This window comes from Methylobacillus draconifructus (assembly GCF_045984385.1).
Classification (GTDB): domain Bacteria; phylum Pseudomonadota; class Gammaproteobacteria; order Burkholderiales; family Methylophilaceae; genus Methylobacillus; species Methylobacillus flagellatus_A.
This window is the reverse complement of record NZ_JBJQIJ010000003.1, coordinates 195,180-213,933: the sequence shown is the minus strand read 5'-3', so window position 1 is coordinate 213,933 and position 18,754 is coordinate 195,180. Positions and strand designations below refer to the sequence as shown.

Annotated in this window: 12 protein-coding genes; 7 read left to right on the top strand and 5 right to left on the bottom strand. The window is 52.5% G+C overall.

Annotated elements, in window-relative coordinates; translation table 11 throughout:
- Positions 1 to 36: 36 nt before the first annotated feature.
- The gene (locus ACKF11_RS07350; RefSeq protein ID WP_407996792.1) at positions 37 to 1,086 is read left to right on the top strand and encodes a sigma-54 interaction domain-containing protein; all 1,050 of its coding nucleotides are present in this window, start codon (positions 37 to 39) and stop codon (positions 1,084 to 1,086) included.
- Positions 1,087 to 1,239: 153 nt separating this feature from the next.
- Positions 1,240 to 1,869 carry a GTP cyclohydrolase II gene (ribA, locus tag ACKF11_RS07345; RefSeq protein WP_407996538.1) on the top strand — a complete coding sequence of 210 codons (630 nt, stop codon included), beginning with the start codon at positions 1,240 to 1,242 and terminating at the stop codon, positions 1,867 to 1,869.
- A 75-nt stretch (positions 1,870 to 1,944) separates the two neighbouring features.
- On the opposite strand, the gene ACKF11_RS07340 is transcribed toward ribA, so the two are convergent.
- The 4 genes from ACKF11_RS07340 to ACKF11_RS07325 all read right to left on the bottom strand — a co-directional run bounded on the left by ACKF11_RS07340 (position 1,945) and on the right by ACKF11_RS07325 (position 7,557).
- Entirely contained in the window at positions 1,945 to 2,184 is a 240-nt protein-coding gene (locus ACKF11_RS07340; protein WP_407996537.1) for a hypothetical protein, read from the bottom strand.
- Between the two features lie 95 nt (positions 2,185 to 2,279).
- Positions 2,280 to 5,801: a DUF748 domain-containing protein gene (locus tag ACKF11_RS07335; protein WP_407996536.1), complete on the bottom strand. Its 3,522-nt coding sequence runs from the start codon at positions 5,799 to 5,801 to the stop codon at positions 2,280 to 2,282.
- 188 nt (positions 5,802 to 5,989) lie between these two features.
- On the bottom strand, positions 5,990 to 6,580 hold the full coding sequence (locus ACKF11_RS07330) for a YceI family protein (RefSeq protein WP_407996535.1): 591 nt from the start codon (positions 6,578 to 6,580) through the stop codon (positions 5,990 to 5,992).
- Positions 6,581 to 6,615: 35 nt separating this feature from the next.
- Positions 6,616 to 7,557: a M14 family metallopeptidase gene (locus ACKF11_RS07325; RefSeq protein ID WP_407996534.1), complete on the bottom strand. Its 942-nt coding sequence runs from the start codon at positions 7,555 to 7,557 to the stop codon at positions 6,616 to 6,618.
- 256 nt (positions 7,558 to 7,813) lie between these two features.
- Here ACKF11_RS07325 and ACKF11_RS07320 point away from each other — a divergent pair, with 256 nt between their 5' ends.
- Positions 7,814 to 8,329, top strand: a complete 516-nt coding sequence (locus tag ACKF11_RS07320; RefSeq protein WP_407994775.1) for an RNA polymerase sigma factor — start codon at positions 7,814 to 7,816, stop codon at positions 8,327 to 8,329.
- A gap of 46 nt (positions 8,330 to 8,375) precedes the next feature.
- Positions 8,376 to 9,422, top strand: coding sequence for a FecR family protein (locus ACKF11_RS07315; RefSeq protein WP_407996533.1), 1,047 nt, complete (start codon positions 8,376 to 8,378; stop codon positions 9,420 to 9,422).
- A 14-nt stretch (positions 9,423 to 9,436) separates the two neighbouring features.
- Here the strand turns inward: ACKF11_RS07315 and yjjJ are convergent, their stop codons facing one another.
- On the bottom strand, positions 9,437 to 10,837 hold the full coding sequence (gene yjjJ, locus ACKF11_RS07310) for a type II toxin-antitoxin system HipA family toxin YjjJ (protein WP_407996532.1): 1,401 nt from the start codon (positions 10,835 to 10,837) through the stop codon (positions 9,437 to 9,439).
- A gap of 802 nt (positions 10,838 to 11,639) precedes the next feature.
- Between yjjJ and ACKF11_RS07305 the strand changes: the two genes are divergently transcribed.
- The 3 genes from ACKF11_RS07305 to ACKF11_RS07295 all read left to right on the top strand — a co-directional run bounded on the left by ACKF11_RS07305 (position 11,640) and on the right by ACKF11_RS07295 (position 18,731).
- Positions 11,640 to 15,224 (top strand): TonB-dependent receptor, encoded by a 3,585-nt coding sequence (locus ACKF11_RS07305; protein WP_407996531.1) that lies wholly within the window; start codon positions 11,640 to 11,642, stop codon positions 15,222 to 15,224.
- Positions 15,225 to 15,396: 172 nt separating this feature from the next.
- Positions 15,397 to 16,479: a hypothetical protein gene (locus tag ACKF11_RS07300; protein WP_407996530.1), complete on the top strand. Its 1,083-nt coding sequence runs from the start codon at positions 15,397 to 15,399 to the stop codon at positions 16,477 to 16,479.
- 101 nt (positions 16,480 to 16,580) lie between these two features.
- Complete coding sequence (locus ACKF11_RS07295) at positions 16,581 to 18,731, top strand: calcium-binding protein (RefSeq protein WP_407996529.1); 2,151 nt, start codon at positions 16,581 to 16,583, stop codon at positions 18,729 to 18,731.
- Positions 18,732 to 18,754 lie beyond the last annotated feature (23 nt).

Below are 18,754 nucleotides of genomic sequence, written 5' to 3'. Positions count from 1 at the left end.
CAAGAATTTGACGGCATTTACTCGAAAGAGGATGAAATGAATTTGTTGACACTACCCAACTCGCAATCGCTCAGCACCTCGATACGAGCGACGGCACAGGTGTTCGAGGACCCGAAATCCCTGGCGCTCCTCGCACGCATCCAGAAAATCGCCCCCAGCGACGCCAATGTGCTGATCATCGGGGAGACCGGCACCGGCAAGGAGCTGATTGCCCGCCACGTGCATGACTTGAGCCGCCGCCGGGGAAAACCTTTCGTGGCGGTCAATTGCGGCGCCTTTTCCGAGACCCTGGTGGAAAGCGAGCTGTTCGGCCATGAGAAAGGCGCCTTCACCGGCGCGTTCTCCGCCAAGACCGGTTGGTTCGAGGCCGCCCACGGCGGCACCATCTTCCTTGATGAAATCGGCGACCTGCCACTGAGCATCCAGGTCAAGCTGCTGCGGGTTCTGCAGGAGCGCGAAGTGGTGCGCCTGGGAGCGCGCAAACCCACGCCGATCGACGTGCGCCTGGTGGCCGCCACCAATGTGCGCCTGGAAGAAGCCGTACTGGCTGGGCATTTCCGAGAAGACCTGTTCTACCGCCTGCGCGTGGCCCTCCTGGAAATTCCGACATTGCGCGACCGTCCCGGCGACATCCTGCCCTTGGCCGAGTATTTTGTCAGCGAATACCGCCGCCGCCTGGGTTACGGCGAGGTGGAGATTGACGAGGACGCCAAGCGCAAGCTGCTTGCCCATCCCTGGCCCGGCAATATCCGCGAGCTCGAGAACGCCATCCACCATGCGTTGCTGATCTGCAAGAGCCACCGCTTGCGGAGCGAAGACCTGCAACTCTCGTCCATGCAACTATTCCACCGCGCCCGCCAGGAGCATGACGGCCATGGCGCAGGCGACCCTCTACAGCACGCATTGCACCAGCTGTTCGAGGCCGGCCATGAAAGCCTCTACGAGCATATCGAGGACACGGTGGTGCGCACGGCCTACCACTATTGCCACAACAACCAAGTGCAGACGGCGCGCCTGCTGGGCGTAAGCCGCAATATCGTGCGGGCAAGGCTGATCAAGATGGGCGCGATTTCCGCATTGAAATGACGAAGCCCCAAGGATATTCGCAGCATGCCGGAACCAGCCGGCACAACACTCGACCGCCCAACAAAACGGCAACAAACCCTGGCGTCATGGGCAGATTTACTTTAATCTGCCTGTCTGCGTTTCGCAGCAGCACTCAACCATTGCATTACCCATATGAGCACGATCAGTAAAATTTCTTCATCCACCCTGCCCACCAAGTACGGTCAATTCATCATCCATGTCTATCACGACGTACAAACCGGCCAGGAGCATGTCGCCCTGGTGGCAGGCCATGTGCTCAACAATGAAAACGTGCTGGTACGCGTGCACTCCGAATGCCTGACGGGCGACATCTTCTCCTCCAACCGTTGCGATTGCGGCGAACAGCTGGTACTGGCGCAGAGCATGATCGCGGAAGCCGGCCAGGGCGTGCTGCTCTACCTCAAGGGACACGAAGGGCGCGGCATCGGCCTTGCCAACAAGATCCATGCCTATGCGTTGCAAGACCAGGGGCTGGATACCGTCGACGCCAACCTGCACCTCGGCCTGCCGATCGACCAGCGCAGCTATACTGCCGCAGTGGATATCCTCAAAGACCTGGGCGTGCACTCCCTGCGCCTGATGACCAACAACCCGGAGAAAGTCTCCAGCCTGCAGCAGGCCGGCCTGGCCATCAATGAGCGCATTCCGCTGGTGATCCAGCCCAACCAGGACAACCTGCAATACCTGCTGACCAAGCGCGACAAGCTAGGCCATTTCTTCGCGCAGACAGAAATGCAAAATCCCGACTTCGGCGAGCTTTGAGCTTGTAAGACTTTGATAGGCTCTTATTCCAGAAAAACATAAAAAAAGAGCGGGTTAACCGCTCTTTTTGTTTGATCAGTTGAAGTTTCGCTTCACGTGATGCAGGTGATAGCCGTGCTGCTCGATATCCTTGATGATCAGGCCGGCATCATAGTGCAAGTGACGCTGTTCCTTGTCCACCTCCACATCCGCGGTCTGGTGGATCAGCTTGGCATAATCGGGGTCGGGCACGTCCACCTTGGAAATGTCATCCCCTGCCTTGACCGAGATGTACTTGTTGTTACTGGTCGCACTTTTATAGATATCCACTTTCATGATGATCTCCATCTGGTTGATATTAAAAAGTATTCAAAAGATACCAAAACCTTTTATCTTCTTATGACCACAATGCGCTGCAGAAGTGCGATCGCCTAATCCTTGCGCGCTGCGCCCAGCTCCAGCGGCATCTTCACCTCGCCGTCATTGTTGGATTGCTTATTCAAGGGTTTCACCTGCAGCTTGCCGGCATCGAGCGCCACCGTCTCGAGCAAGTAGCGCTGGACAACTTCCTGGCGCGCGTTGCCCAAGGCTTCTAGCCATGAAGGTTCGAGCTTGGCCTGCTTGTTCAACGCATCAAGCAATTTGCCATAGTAAACGCCCTCGTCCTTTTCCGACTTGACGGCGTCCAGTGCCTCCGGAGCGAGCTGCTCCTTGGCAAGCTTGTCCAGCGCGGACCTGACCTTCTTGTTTGAAGTATCCACCGGGCCCGGCTTTTCACCCGGCTGCAGCTTGATACCCATCTTGGCGGCGACCTGGTTGCGCACGAACTGCTCCTGCAAGGCGCGGCCGTCCGCCTTCTCGTCAACCACTGGAGCCACCTGCAATACCAGAGCTGGCCGCTTTGCCAACGCTTCGCTGATCACCTTGAGCTTTTCCTGCTCCGGAGGCGCAAGCTCGGCGCTGCCCGGGTCGAACACCAACGCTTCCAGCTTGTCGGAACTGATGCCGAGCAGATTGCCCAATGCCCGGAACGGCGAAGTCACCAGTTTGCCGAGCACGTTCACGATCGCCTTCCACACTACCTTGCCGTAGCTGAATTCGGGGTCGTCTAGGCTACCTGACACCGGCAAGTCCAGGTCGATAATGCCGCTGCTATCCTCCAGCAATGCGATCGCCAGGTCCAGCGGCAGGTTCACCGCATCCTCACTATCCACCTTCTCGCCCAGCTTGAGCTTGTTGACGATGAACTTGTTTTCCCCCGCGAGCTGGCGGTTCTTGATCTTGTATTCGAGATCCACCGACAGCTTGCCAGAATCTATCCGCCGCCCGGCGAACTTGCCGGAATACGGCGTCAGGCGGTTCATCTCCAGGTTGCGGAATATCAGCTTGAGGTCGGTGAATTCCGTTGCCTGGAACGGCTGCACGGAACCGCGGATACGCGCCGAGCCGTAATCGTCCACCTTGCCGTCCAGCTCCACCTGGGCCGTCGTGCTTGGATTGGTGGACATGCCGTTGATCACGCCGGACAAGGTGTTGATATGGGTGCCGAATTGCGGCGTGAGCGAGAGGTCGGCGAATTCGAGGTTGGCATTGTCGATGCGGATACGCTCAACCGCGACCGGGAACGGGTCGGCGGCCTGTTCTGCAGGCTGGCCCGTAGATTGATTGGACGGCGGCGCAGCCTGGGCTGAAGAATCCGCCGGCTGCTCGCGCAGGATGCGCTGGACGTTGAGCGTGCGATCCTCGTAAATGATGAACTTGCCGCGCGGCTCGTTGATCTTCAATTCGCCGATACGCAGGCTGTCGGGCGCCAATGCCAGCCTAAGATTATTCGTGGACAGGCTGCGCCATCCCAGGAACGCCTGCCCGGTATCCTCTTCCACGATGTCCAGCCTGTCGGCGCTGAAGCCGCCCTTGTACTGCACCGCGAGCTTCTGGCCCTGCTTGAGGCTCAGGTCGCCTTGCGTGCTCAGCGCCCCGCTATTCAGCTTGAGCATGGCGAACTGGTTGACGTATGGTGCAAAAGGCTTGAGCGAGAAATCCGCGAGCTTGAGCTTGATGTCACCCTGCATGGGTTCCGGCGCCAGCTTGCCGCTGGCGTTGAAGCTGCCGCCCTGCTTCACCTTGAACGCCAGGCTGACAGGCACTGCCCGCTTGGTGTCGAGGCTCACGTCCTTGACTTCCAGGCTGGCGTTTTCAATATCCAGCGCTACAGGGCTCTTCGTGCTTTTGTCGGTAAAGTGCAGGCCGGCGCCCTCGACGGCGAAACGCTTGAGGTCGAACGCCCAGGCAGCATCGTCCGCGACAGGCTTGGCCTGTGCCGTTTTAGGCTGGCTTTTCTGCGGCGTGGATGGCTGGGCAGGCTCCAGGATCGCCTGCCAATTGACCTGCTTGGCGTCGCGCAGGACGTCCGCGCCCAGCCCCTTCAACACCACCGACTCCAGCCCGGCCTTGCGCGCTGAGAGGTCCACCTGCCCACCCTGTACGGAAAGGCTTTCCAGGCGCGCGACAGGTTTGCCGTTGGCGCCCGATCGCACGGAGAACGGGCCGATATTGCTCTGCAATTCGTCCACCCTGCTTTGCCCTTGTTCGCTGGCGAACTTGAGGTTGAGCGATAGGCTGTCAACGGCGACTTGCAGGGGCTGCTTGAAGGTTTCGTCCAGGTAGTCCAGCTTGAGTCCATCGATGCTGGCCTGGTTCAAGTGGATATTCCATGGATTTTCTGCGGCATCAGGCTCGACTTCGGCAGGCTGTTCCTCGGATTGCTCCGAAGCGGTATGCAATTGCTGCCAATTCACGTCGCCATCCCGCTGCCGCACTGCCTTCAATTCGCCTTGCTCTATATTGAAGCTGCCGATATCCAGCTTGTGCGCCTGCAGGTCGAGGGCGACATCCGCAACAGTCACCGAAGGCAACTCCAGCAAAGGCTTGCCCTGCTGAGCCAGCTGGATGCCTTCGAGCACGAGCTTGAGCGCATCGAACTGCACCTGCGCCTGGTCTTGCATCTTGAACTGCAGGGTCGGCAATTCGATCGACAGCTGTTTCAGCTCAAGCCGGCCTTGCTGCGCTTGCGATTGCAGCAAGACGGCGGCCGCATCCTCCAGCGCCAGGCTGAAGTTGTTGATGGTGGCTTCAGGCTTGTCCTGCACCAGCGCGAACTGGTAATCCAGCCGCGTTTTGAGCTGGCCTGCCTCCAGCTTGACCGGCAACGCATCGGGAGGCAATACATCGAGCAGCTTCGCCAGCTTCAACCCTTCCAGCTCGACCTTGCCGCTGGAAACGACCGGATTGACGCCGAGCTCACCCTTCCATTTCAGCGTGCCGCCCTGTTCGGGCAATTTCGCCAGGATGGCGTAATCGCCTAGGTCTTCCGGCAAGGTGGAAAACCCGTCCAGCTCCAGCCCCAACGGCTCGAGCACCGCCCGGAAGGCCTCGGGACGGTTGCGGTCCATGTATTCGATATCCCCGCGCTCGATCAGGATATGATCCACCAGCAAGCGCGCCATGCCTTCGCTCTTCTCTTCCTCCGGGTTTTCGTTGAGCTTGGCGATCAATGCCGCCCAGTTGCTTTCGCCGCCGGGCAATACCTCGAAGCTGACATGCGGCGCGCTGAGCTGGATATCCTTGAGCCGCCAAGCGAAGCGGAACAGCCCGCTCAGTTCGAGGTCGGCATGCAGGCGCTCGAACCCTGCCAGCGAAACGCCTTCCTTCGTCGTCAATTGCAGTTGGTCTACCGTCAATGCAATACGCAGGGGATCGTAATCGACCCGTCCTACTTGCAAATGGCTCGCCAGCTTGTTTTCGGCAATCCACGGCAACAAGCGCTGGGCAATCGGGTTGACGGCGAAGTAGCCGAACAGCAGATAAGATATCCAGAACCCGAGCACCATGAGAAAAGGCAGGCTGGTCAACGCCCGCCAGGTTTTCTGCACCAGTATGTTTCTATCTGCCATCGGAAACCTCCTCGCCAGTCTGCTGGCTTATTGCTGTTAGCGCACTCTTTGATTAATGTCAGGCCGTCATGCCGAATTGAAAAGGCTGACGAATCCCAATGAAAATATCCTGGCTAGGCGCTGTGCCAAAGGCAATATAAAGGTATAACAAGACAGAGCCGCAACGCCAGGAGAATTGATTACCCGCGCTAGTGCTTATGATCGAACACCAGGCTGAACGTCACCGGCACCACCGTGCTGATCGAGGGCAGTTGCGCCACTTCGCGCAGCTTATCCACGCCCTCGGTATAACCGAGCGCCGCGGCATCGAGCAATAGCGGCTCTATGGTGCTGACCAGCAAGCCCTGCTTGCCAAGGCCGACCACGCGCAAGCGGGCTTCCAGCGGAATGTTCTTGCCGTTGATGGCAAGCTGCAGCTTCACGGCCTCGATTTTGGCCTCGCCCGCAGCGGGCGCCTTGAATGCATTGACGGTATTCCCCGTGATATCGGCCTGGGGGAAATTCGCGAGGTCGAACAGCATGGTTTTCATGCGCTCGTCCCGGATCGGGATATTGGTGTTCACGCTGGCAAGCTTGATTGTCGCCTTGAAGGCGCCGTCCTGGCTGATCGTGCCTGCCAGTTGGTTGAAGCGGTGCGTCTCGCCGATAGTGTTTTTCTTGACCGATACAAAATTGAGGACAGACGCCTCGTTGTTCAACGCCCAGTCCGCCACGGCGCCTTGCGAAAACATCAAGCCAGAGCCCAGTAGGGCCGCAGCAACTATAGAAAACTTATTCATCCTAACCTCCATCCATATACTATTGTTGTTCAATATCAAACCCGGTCGATCGCCTTGGCGAGGTAGAACCACTCGCTTCCCGGCTCGGCCCCGGGATTGGGAAACACGATGTGCACCGTTTCTGCCGCACTGATTTCCTCCCCGTCATGGCGGATACCGATCAACGTCCCCGCATCAAGGCGCTCGAAGCTGCGCCATTCCTTCGCCAAGCGGTCTTCGGGATGATGCTTGTCCACGACCTTGAACAAGCGCAGGGTTTTCCTGTCCGGGGTTTCCTGCGGCTTGTGCTGGCCGCTCAATCCCAGCCACGCCAACGTATTCAGGATCGCCCGGTACGCGACTTCGGGCGCTGCAGCATCCTCATGCTGCCCGCACTCCAGGGTCAGGCCATAGCCGCCCTGTGAGCGCATATATTCCGTGGTGCCCACGCCGTAGCGCACATCGGCGTCTTCTTGCCCAGCCTGGGCTTGCCGGTGGGCAACGCCGCTCGCATAAGTATCCAGCCAGCCGTCCACGAACAGCTTGACGCCCAGCCGCCGGGCCAGCGACTCTTCCTCGGCATCATGCTCGAAAGGCTCCAGGCTTCCCTGGTTATTCTTGGGCCCCAGCATGGCAAACGGTTCGCCGGGGGTATGGAAAGAATGCAGGTCCAGCAATACGTCATGGCTCGCCAGCAACGGGCAGAGCCAATTCGCCACGTGGTCTTCAAACTGCTGCGGATCGTCTGTCGGGAATAGCTTGCGGTTGAGGTTGCGCTCGCCTGCACGGCTGTATTGCGCACGCGCCAGCGGGTTGCAGACCGGCACGAATGTCACGCTGCCAGCGACGATGCCGAGTGTTCCGCGCTCCAACTCACCGACCACCCGGCGGATTGCCAGCGTGCCGCACGGCTCGTTGCCGTGCACGCCGCCCAGCACGATCAGGCGCTTTCCTGGCTGCGTCCCGCAGAAAGAAATGGACTCGAAGTGATGGCTCATGCCTGATTATCACCGCTTACGCCCCGTTTGCGCAATGTTGCCGCCGTTGATAAAAGCCATCCCTGGCTAAAGCTAGTTGGCTGTTTACAACCAATTGGCTGCAAACAGCCACCACATTTGCAACCAAAATCCGCTTTAAGCAAAACAAGATATTGCTGCAATGCTATACAAATCACATCCTTACAAATAACTGACGCGCTAGGCCTGTTTATTGCTACCTATTCCCACAAGGTCATCTTTTGTAGGGTAGATCAGCATGAGACTCACTCCAACATGGCATGGTATCGACTTACACTGGGCTTACTCAGATTTGCTGCCTACTATCTACCGTCACACCGGCTACCGTCGCACCGCCTGCGACGTGCTGCATGATGCGCTGATCCGGTTTGCCATCTCCAGCAATGCCGGGCGCATGGAACAACCTCATGCCTACCTGCGCACCATCGTTCGTAACCTGCTGGTCGATGGCTACAAGGACCAATCCCGCTTCCTGCCCCTGGTGGACGAAGAGATCGGCGCAAGCCATGAGCTGGAGCAGCCGGTGGCGCCCTCCACCGAACACCTGCTCGATATGCAGCAGAGGCTCTCCATCCTGCTCAACATCATCGACCACATGCCCGCACGCTGCAAGGAAGTGTTCGTGCTGTTCCGCATCGAGGGATTGGCCCAACAGGAAATTGCCGAGAAACTGGGCATCTCCGTCAACATGGTGCAGAAACATATCATGCGCGCCATGCTAGACTTGCTCGAAGCAAAAGACCTGATCAATTAGCCATGTCCGGGTAGCGCCTTTGCAGGCGCTGCCGCCAACCAAGAAAATGAGCCATAGCCCTGCACAACGGAGCGCACGCCAAGCCGCCATCAAGTGGTTTGTCATCATGCAGGATGCCGATACCGAGCATCCCGAGCGCAGCCGTTTTGAGGAATGGCTGCTTTCCCACCCTGCGCACCAACGTGCCTATCAGGAAGTATGCGCCCTATGGGAGGACCTGGATTCCTCCGACCGCTTGCTGCATCTTGAAAGCGCCATGCAGCAAAAGATCTTCATCGAGAAGACCGATCGCAGCAAAAAAATACGCACCGTCATCACCCGCACCCTCAGCGTCATGTTCTTTGCCGCACTCGGCATCACCAGCTATTACGGTTACGAGTCATGGCAGAACGAACCTACCATGCACATGGCGGCCAGTACCGAAATCGGCCAGATCCGCTCCCAGGTACTGGAAGACGGAACCAAGCTCATGGTCAATGCCAATAGCGATATTGAAGTCACCTACACCCGCAAAGAGCGCCGCGTCATCCTGAAACGCGGCGAAGCCAGTTTCGATATCGCAAAAAATCCCGACCGGCCCTTCGTCGTCGATAGCGGCCTTGCCAGAATCACCGTGCTGGGCACCCGGTTTGCCGTCAACAGATTCAGCAGCAAAGTGCGGATCAGCGTCGACCATGGCGTGGTGCGGATCGAGCCTCAGCAATATCTGACCACGGAAAAAACCGCCCCCAACCGCTATGCCGAGCACGTCTTGACGCTGCGAGACAATGAAGTGGCGGAAATCAACCTCAACGGCGAGGCCAAGCGCCTGCAACGCTCAGCGGAGGATGCCTTCAGCTTTGAGTACGGCACCATCACCTTCGACCAGGCCGGCCTGGAGGAAATCGCGGAAACCCTTTCCCGCTACCGTACTTTGCCGGTCAGCGCCGAGTTCGCCGCCCAACAGGACGTCAGCATCACTGCCGTCATCCAGTCTAAATATGTAGAGCGCTTCATCAAGGAGTTGCCTGTCATCGCTCCGGTCAAGGTCAGCACGGAGGGCGACATCACTCTCCTGATGCCAAAGAAAGCCCAGGCTTCCCACAAGCAATAATATCGCTCGCGATGCTAAAGCACTGCTGGACGCACCCTCTGCAGTTGCGTGAGGTTTTGCTGGCCGATCTGCCTGAAAGGCATGCTCACCCTGGAGTCGTGACTGACGGCATCCCAGAATGCCAGCGCTGCCGCATAAGCCTGCTTCCAGGCTTCGGCCTCCCTTGGCAAAGGCAACTCAGGCACGAACTGGCGGGGCGGCACTTCGCCGCCCGATAATGGCGCGTACAGCATGGGCAGCATATCGTATGCTGGCGCCAAGTAAAAAATGGCACTGTCATTTCCATCGGGATCATATTGAAATGAAAGATTACCCAAATGCATATCGCTATTTGCGATGAGCCTGCCAAACCACCATAGCACTTGCGATCCATACACCGCGCCCGTCTCCACCATCCCCGCCTTGACCAGTTGCTCAACCAACTCCGGCCACGCTCCGCTTCCCCGGCCAATCAATGCAGCATCCAGACTGGACAATGAAACCAACGGCAACCGCCCCCATTCGCCCTGCCGGTCAAAACGCTCGACCTCCAGAAAAGTCCGGCTGCCTGATTGCAAAATACGGCCCTGGGCTGCACGCACCGGAAGCAAGGAACGGATGACCTCCAATGCTAGATGTTCACATACCAATAGATCAGACCATCTCCGCACCGATGATGAATCATCCGCCCCCGAAAACTTTACGATCACGTGCGATGTCGCGCTGCCAGCCAGTTGCCGTTGTGCTGTAAATTTCGGGAATTCCCCGCCAGCGCTTGAGCCCATGCCCACGAACGCGACCGCCTCTTCCGCCAACTGTGCATAATGCGCTTCCTGTTGAGGTTCAGGAATCGGCATTTCAGGCATGGAGACTGATTGAAGCCACAAAGAATAAGCCTCATCCCCAATAATCAAATGGCCGGAAGTGTCCGCTCCACGCCGGCTCAATACATAAGTAATATGGTCGTCAGACCAATATTCCGGATCATTCGGCACATTGAGGTCCTGTGCAGCCCTATGAGCGAACATGCGCCCAAGGTACCCTTGCGGCCGCATGTCATAAAGAGGATACGGCAAACCCTCCCATATCCCGGAAGCAAACTCACGAGCGATGGGAAAGTGCAAACCCTCCATCGAAAAGAACGTGCCTGTTGGCGACAACAAGTGCAGCAGGGCGCCAGCGACCCCCTGCCCTTGTGCGTTGACACGATACACTGGAATCGGCGCGTGACTGCCTCGCAATGGCCGGCGCATTGCATAGCGGGCGTGTTTTGTCACGCCGAAGCGCAGAACGTCACCCTCCCAGGATTGGATAACACGCAAAACAGTAGGTACGCTCACGCCAGCTCGCCGAGCCAACTCCGCTGCGGAAATCGGGCCTTGAGTTTTGAGCAGCCTATCCAGCTGCACACGTGCTATTTCATTACGGGGCCTCATTATTTAATGAATTATGATAAGAATAATATAATTATTATTAATATATAACAATGGGATAAATATATGAAGTATTTTTTTATGATTAGAATATTTTTATAAATTCAACAATATAAAAAATCCCAAGCCTGCAACCATGCGCCCCTCCACCATAAAAAATATTTCCGAATTTTCATCAACGACATCAGGGTTTTGTTTTCCTGGCGGTTATATCGGTAGTAAGACCGATTTTTCAGGAGAATTAAATTGGATATCTTCAAGCTCATGTACCGTATGGTGATCGCATTGACCGCACTGCTCTTCATCATATTGCTCGGCACCCTCTCGTTTTCCTTATAGGCAAACGGCAATATTCCAACCAAGGTTTAGCTGGAAAGCTAAAAAAACCAAGCGAATTCCTATTCATGTCTAGTTATAACCCGACATAGCAAGGTTTTCATACTAACTCTGCCGCCTCAATCGACATCCCTCTTGCCGCACTGCCGGCTACTGCATGAAACCAGTTTTTACATTCCCAAGCTTCCTTCCAAAAATCCCAAAAAAGTCGGGAAATTATCCCTCATCAATAACTCATTGATTTAAATAAATAATTTCCCATACCAATCGATCGCTAGTTTTTCTCAAAAAAATACCGTCAGGGTTTCTCGACCTGAACGGTTAAACAAGCATGTAAGGCAAATTTTGCAGCCTTCATCCGACATGGAAGGACCTGTTATTGATGTCAGGCGATACCTTCAATGTTGAGAAGTTCGATCATAAAAAATAAGAATAAAAAATTATTAGACATACACATATGGAGCAAGGGATGAGTAAGAGAGGGAGAACTTTTCATGAACAACCACAATTCAAGAAGCTATCACATGCATTGCACCGCGTTTATAGCCATAAAAGCGCTGTACTGCTGACGGCAATGGTCGGAATCATGCCGTTTCAGCCACATGCAGCCGAGCTCGACACAACATTGCCAAAAAGCAATGAAAGCACAGGCTCGTTTGCACCAAGCAACATCGACATCCCCAGCCAGCCGCTGGATGCAGCACTCAAGCAACTCGCACGCACCACAGGCATCAGCGTCGCCTTCGACAGCAATCTCGCCACAGGCAAGACGGCTCCAGCCGTCAAAGGCCGCATGAAAGCGGACGAAGCTCTTAGATTGCTGCTCGCAGGCAGTGGCCTAGAATCCACGATCGATAAAGATAATGTCGTCATCAAACCGGCAGCAGAAAAATCCGCGATTGACTTCCAGCAAGTAGACGCCGTGGAAGTACGTGCCAAGCGGTTTTATGAAATCGGTCCCTTGCCAGGATTAGGACTCACAAAAGAAGAAATCCCTGGCAACGTACAAAGTATTACAGCCAAAGAAATTAAAGAGTCTCATTCATTAAGTATCACTGATTTAATGAATAGAAAACTTCAATCAGTCACTGTGAATGATTATCAAGGAAATCCTTTTCAGATGGACGTGCAGTATCGAGGTTTTACTGCAGGCCCTCAAATCGGTACTCCACAAGGTTTATCCGTATTTTTCGATGGCATTCGGGTGAATGAACCATTCGGTGACGTAGTTAACTGGGACATGATTCCCATGAATGCCTTGGAGAGTTTCGACGTATTCCCAGGGTCAAATCCGATTTTTGGATTGAATACATTAGGTGGCGCGCTCACCATGAAAACTAAGGACGGTTTCAATCATACTGGAGTCAGTGCAGAAGTACTGACTGGATCATTTGGTAGAAAATATCTTCAAGCTGAAGCCGGATGGAATAATGGCACAGTCGCCTTATTCGGCGCTGGTAATTTTTTCATGGAAGATGGCTGGCGGGAAAATTCGCCAAGTCGAGTAAACCAGTTTTTTGGTAAGGCCAGCTACCGTGGAGACCAACTTGACCTCAATCTGAGCACATTATGGGTGGGAACAGACTTGGTAGGCAATGGCTTGATTCCCAATCAAATGTACCAGCAAGACCGTAATGCATCTTTCACCTCGGAAGATACCACTGAAAACAGACTCACCCAGTTCCAACTTTCCAGCAGTTACTTCGTCAATGAAAACTTCACAATAACGGGTCAAATATATAGGAGGAATAGCAATAGAAAAGCACTAGGTGCCGATGCTTATACAGATGGGTTCCCACAAACTCAACAAATATTGCGTAATTTAGCACCTGGAGAAGAAGCGAGTTGTCAATTTCTGAGCACAAATTCCTACGGTATACCTGATTATTATGTTTTTGCATTATCCGATCCTTATGATCCAAACTCTCATCCATTTCTTCAGGATTTCTATGCCAACAGTGGTAATCCGGGTTATGACCTAGAGGCTGCCCTTGCTCAGTATGCTCCTGATGCTTTCAATGGAGCGTTATCTGCGGAATATGCCAAGGCAGCGAGAGAAGGTTTTAACTACTGGAAAAATACATTAGACCAAGCATTATTCCAAGAAAATAATATTCCTGTACCAGCACAGTGGGGAGATCCAGCAGACTATGCCAATTGGGATTTTACTTATATGACATTGGGTCCGTTATACGACGTATTTAGAAGCAATATACTGGATATTGACAATACAGGCTTCGAAGCTACCCAAAATTATTTTTATACAACTGATGGAGTCAAACATGTGGTGCTCACTCGATCTCCTCTCAATAAAGATGTTTGTCAAGGCGCACAAATCGATTTAGTAGATCCTAAATACGCCGGTCTCAACCCCGACGGTCATATTAGTGGCAATCCAGGGGTAATTGAGGGCACGCCAGTCGCTGTATTAACAGATAATAAAATCAAACAACAAATAGATGGCGCATCATTACAATTTAACTGGAATTTTGAGAAACACAAATTTATGGTGGGAGCTTCTATTGATGTGGCTAAAGCCAGCTACTCCAATAGCCAACGCTTTGGTTTATTTGATGAAGATCGCAAGGCTTATTTGTCTCCAGAAGGAATACGTGATCAATATGTAGCTGCTGACTCGCCAATTTCCAACAATAATTTCAGCGGCACATCTACAACGAAAAGTATTTATGCCAGTGAAACATGGAGCCCAATTGATACCTTACATATTTCCAGTTCAGCACGTTATAACGATACGCATGTAAAAAATACTGTAGCTACAAGAACAGCCTTTACATTTTATGACTTGGCTAGTTATGTATCAGTGCCGGACTATTTCAATCTTTGCCAAGGTAGCATAGATAACTGCCCGAGTACCGGATATAAACGTAGTGATGGTAGCAATTTATTAAAACCAGCAGAAACCGAAAAATTTAGCTTCTACTCATTAAATCCCTCTCTCGGACTCACCTGGGATGCCAAGAAAGATCTCAACTTTTATATCAATTGGGCCCAAGGGACACGTACCCCTAGTGTTGTAGAACTTGGATGTGCATTTGATGGCCGGCCAAGTGGCAATAAAACTTGGGGAGGAGATACCAATGGAAATGGTATTCCTGATCCAGAAGAAATGGTAGACATTCCTATTAGCATTATGCAAAACCGCTCATGTACTTTACCCACAACCCTATCAGGTGACCCTTATTTACCGCAGATCAAGGCGACGACTTATGACATAGGCTTTCGTGGCACTATCGGTGAAAACCTGCGGTGGAACATCGGCGCTTACCAGACAGATTTAAAAGACGATATTTACTTAGTAACTATCGGAGCTGCTAATAGTTACTTTGACACAATTGGCAAGACCCGGCGTCGAGGCATAGAAGCCGGGATTTCCGGAAAATGGAACAAGCTAAGCTTTGGCGTGAACTATGCACTAACAGATGCCACATTCCAAGATACCTTCGATATGATTTCAGACCACAACAGTAGCGCTGTTGTAAACCTTGCTAATGGATTAGCGGGAGTAAATGGAGAAGCATTCAGATCTATCACCGTTAAACCAGGTGACCGCATGCCAGGAATTCCACTACACAATCTGAATGCAAGTATGAGTTATGAAGTAACAGATAAATGGCGAGTAGGTTTAAGTGCCGTATTACATTCTGAAAGCTTTATACGCGGAAATGAAAATAACAAGCATCAACCTGGCGTGACTGAATACTATGCCAATAATACCGGTGACCTTATAGCACGCCAACCTTTCAATAACCCTGGAAAGGTCGACGGTTACGCAATCTTCAACTTCCAAACAAGTTATCAAATCAATCCTGAATGGACAGCCACTTTGCTGGTTAACAATATTTTCGATAAGGAATATTTCACGGCAGGCCGTTTGGGACGTAATCCATTTTCACCAAGTATCAATGGTGCCATTGGACCTGGTGGTTATAACCATAATTCAGATGACTGGTTAAGTGCTAATTTTCTAGCGCCAGGTGCTCCCAGGGCAGCATGGTTTAGCTTGCGATACGAATTCTCACCATCCAAGAGATAGGTAACTAGAAGGAAATAGAAAGCTGAGGACTAATAGAAATTAAGGGGCATTATGATTGCCCTTCAGCGTTCCACCTGATCAACTAAAGCACTCGCAAAGACTTGAACTGATTAGGAGAACTGGTAGTGCGGGCAACCATAATGCCCGCCAATTGTACCGAAAGGAAGTCCCAATGAAAAACGCTAAATTACAATTGGCTGTACTTGGAGTTTTCAGTGTGGCATCTGCCCAGTCCATGTCGGCAGGTTTTGTAAATATTCCAACTACAGGATTTTCGACTAGTGCCTACACGCGTTGTATGGCACAACCGATCACCATTGGAGGAAGCTCTACCACCCCAGGTAATTTTGGCTCAGGTAGCACTGCAAATGGCAATCTGGCCCCAACACCAACCACTAGTGCGAATAATACTTGTGCCATTGTCCCCGCTCCAGCAAATGATATTGCTTCGCCGGAAACAAATTATGCTTTTGTAACCTCAGCAAACCGGCCAATTGTGGTCAATAACATTTACACATCTGGGAATGTTACGGTAGGCAGCCTTCTCGAAGTTGTTTGGCGTAAACCAGCAGCCTCAGCCCCAGTAACAGCAACACCCATGTGCATTATAGGAGCGAGGGTATCGTTGACCAATGTTGCTTATAGCTCACTACCTGACTTAACAGGTTCACGGTTTGAGATCAATGATCTAGCACGTGGTGGCTTAAATGGTTTGACTGTTGATGCAGCTTATGCAATCACAAACTCCACAGCTTCTCCTGTTTATCGAATAGGTCGCGCTTATACATCAGTTCAGCATAGAGCTTTGGCAGTTGCTCCAACCTATGGTGATGAAGGAGGTGCATTACCTGGAACAGGATATCTTGACTTACCTGGTTTAGCAGGTTCACCAACACCCGACATTAATGGAGTTAATCGCTTTACAGGAACTACGGCGAATACATTGCCGTTAGCAAACCCCAGCACTGCGCAGCAAGAGGCTTATGTAGATGATGGATGGGTCGGCTTTACATTCGATGCAAATGCGGTAGACGATGATGGTAGTACCAATCCATTGTCCGCTATGACATATGTGAAAATCGCTTGCAATAATGATTCTGCTGCCATCATCAATACAGCTTATTCGAGTAATCCCGCTGGATGGACAAGGAATAATGCTATTCGCCTACGTCAAACAGCGCAGGAAAAATCACCATTTATATCGGTGGGAACAAGCGGCTATGTATTACCTAGTCAACCGGCCGTAACACCTTAAGTATTGCAATATTTTAACCATTAGCAATGCGTTATTGAGACCCAATATCGCAGCAAGGTAATTAGCCTTGCTGCGAATGGAAATCATTTTAGGAGAATAAAATGGCTATCAAGATTTTCAATGCAACAGAAACTGAATACACTGGTACAGCAAATGCTGATTTAATCATTGGAAATAATTTAGGTAATTTTATAGATAGTGCAGATGGCAATGATATTGTCATTGGAGGCAGTGGAAATGACAATATTTTTGCAGGCAACGGCAATGATATTGTATTTGGCGGTGGAGGTGATGACCTTATCGTTTTAGATGCTGGAGACGATATAGCGTTTGGCGGAAGTGGCTCAGACAATATATTCGGAGGTACGGGAAATGACACTATATTTGGCGGAAGTGGTGATGACATCATCTTTGGAGAAGATGGTGATGATGTTCTAAGCGGTGGTGAAGGTTTTGACATTATTTATGGCGGTGCAAGTACACAAGGTAATGAAACAGTTGTCGGCAACCTATATTTAGTCACCGATAATGATATTTTGGTTGGAGAAGGTGGTAACGATACCTTCAGAATTGGCCACGAAGCTGAAAATGTTGTCATTGTTGGAGGTGTTTCTAACCTTGATAACTCTGGCAATCCCGCAAGATATGTCGGTTTAGAAGCGGATGAAGAAACCGAGGAGATGTATGCTATTGATTCAGTTACTGGATTAAGTGTGCCAATTACAACAGTAGCTCAATCTCTACAAGCAGAAACCGACGTTCGCCTCAATCTAGTCACACGTCCTGGTTCAAGCTCAATCAGTACATATGCAAGCAGTATTGCAGGTTATAACGCTGTTGATACCATTGAGTTCACACAATCAGGGGATTTCTCAGAGTCATTGGTTTTTTCTGGTATCGAACGTATCGAACTTGCCAGTGGTGTCAATATTGTTCTTTCCGCTGAACAACTAGAGGAAAACGGCGAATCTTTAAGCCTTGGCGAACTCAATCCCGGCACCCACATCTACGGAGTCGCTGGCGGCCCTACCGAATCTGTCACCATCAAGCTGGAATTCGAGGAGGAAGAATTCGAACCTGATGTTGAAGGAGCTGACGAGGTCGAATACGAAGCTGCCGTGTTTGAAGTAGACGACTACTCCGTCGCCGAGCTCTTCCACAACGTGGACATCATCTACGATGCCACCGAGGGTGAGGCAGGCAGCTATGTCCGTATCGACGGCGCCAATGAAACCGACGGTGCCCGCGAAATCGTGCTGGGTAGCGATGGCGTGGATTATGTAACAGCTCGCCTGGGCGATGATGTGGTCTACGGCAATGGCGGTAACGACTTGCTGGTTGGTCACGGTGGTGCGGATTATCTCGACGGCGGTGAAGGCGACGACATCTTCCTGATCGGTGGTTTCGGCAGCGGCGTGCAAGGCACTACATCCAAGGCTGATGATGGCAACCCTGAGTGGATCGCCACTGGCGCGAAGCATGACGTGATCGTCGGCGGTGAAGGTACCGATACCCTGCGTATCACCACTGGCATCGGCGCCAACACCCAAGCTGCAGGCACCATCGTGCTCAACGATGCCAACTTCCAGGAAATGGAAGTGGTGCAGGTAGGTGGCACCGTAGGTCGCTTGAATGTGGAAAACACAGCCCTGCAATTGCTGAATGACCACTACTTCCACGACGCTGGTGGTACTGTCACCGATCTCTCCAATTCCAGGGGCAATAATGGCGGCACCATCAACAATGTCGTAGTGGATGCTTCCGGCGTGACAGCCAACGGCTTGACCTTTGAAGGCAACGGCAACACCCAGACCTTCATAGGCACAACGCAGGATGACCGCTTCATCAGCAACGGCGGGCACGATACCCTGACCGGCGGCTCTGGTTCCGATACCTTTGTCTTTGGCAAGATTTGGACGCAAACCGTGACCGGCGATGACGACGAAGTGCAATGGTATGAAAACGTCGGGGTTGATCTCACTAACGCTGACACCGATACCATTACCGATTTCGCCAGCGGCGTCGACAAGATCGAGCTCAATACGGACCAGTTCGCCTCGTTGGTCGGCTTCAATGCCGGCAACCTGGTGGTCGGTTCGGGCCCGCTCGATGCAGATGACTACCTTGTGTTCAATACCTCCACCAATACCCTGCAGTATTACGCAGACGGCAATGGTGGAAGCACAGCGGTGGATATCGCGGTCCTGACAGGCGTTACCTCGATCACTGCGGCAGATATCGTGGTTGTTTAACTAGAAACAGGGCCGGTCCCGTA

Coding starts and splice junctions, on each gene's coding strand:
- ACKF11_RS07325 (WP_407996534.1), bottom strand. CDS start 7,557: ATGAGCCATCACTTCGAGTCCATTTCTTTCTGCGGGACGCAGCCAGGA.
- ACKF11_RS07320 (WP_407994775.1), top strand. CDS start 7,814: ATGAGACTCACTCCAACATGGCATGGTATCGACTTACACTGGGCTTAC.
- ACKF11_RS07330 (WP_407996535.1), bottom strand. CDS start 6,580: ATGAATAAGTTTTCTATAGTTGCTGCGGCCCTACTGGGCTCTGGCTTG.
- ACKF11_RS07350 (WP_407996792.1), top strand. CDS start 37: ATGAATTTGTTGACACTACCCAACTCGCAATCGCTCAGCACCTCGATA.
- ACKF11_RS07335 (WP_407996536.1), bottom strand. CDS start 5,801: ATGGCAGATAGAAACATACTGGTGCAGAAAACCTGGCGGGCGTTGACC.
- ACKF11_RS07340 (WP_407996537.1), bottom strand. CDS start 2,184: ATGAAAGTGGATATCTATAAAAGTGCGACCAGTAACAACAAGTACATC.
- yjjJ (WP_407996532.1), bottom strand. CDS start 10,837: ATGAGGCCCCGTAATGAAATAGCACGTGTGCAGCTGGATAGGCTGCTC.
- ACKF11_RS07315 (WP_407996533.1), top strand. CDS start 8,376: ATGAGCCATAGCCCTGCACAACGGAGCGCACGCCAAGCCGCCATCAAG.
- ACKF11_RS07300 (WP_407996530.1), top strand. CDS start 15,397: ATGAAAAACGCTAAATTACAATTGGCTGTACTTGGAGTTTTCAGTGTG.
- ribA (WP_407996538.1), top strand. CDS start 1,240: ATGAGCACGATCAGTAAAATTTCTTCATCCACCCTGCCCACCAAGTAC.
- ACKF11_RS07305 (WP_407996531.1), top strand. CDS start 11,640: ATGAGTAAGAGAGGGAGAACTTTTCATGAACAACCACAATTCAAGAAG.
- ACKF11_RS07295 (WP_407996529.1), top strand. CDS start 16,581: ATGGCTATCAAGATTTTCAATGCAACAGAAACTGAATACACTGGTACA.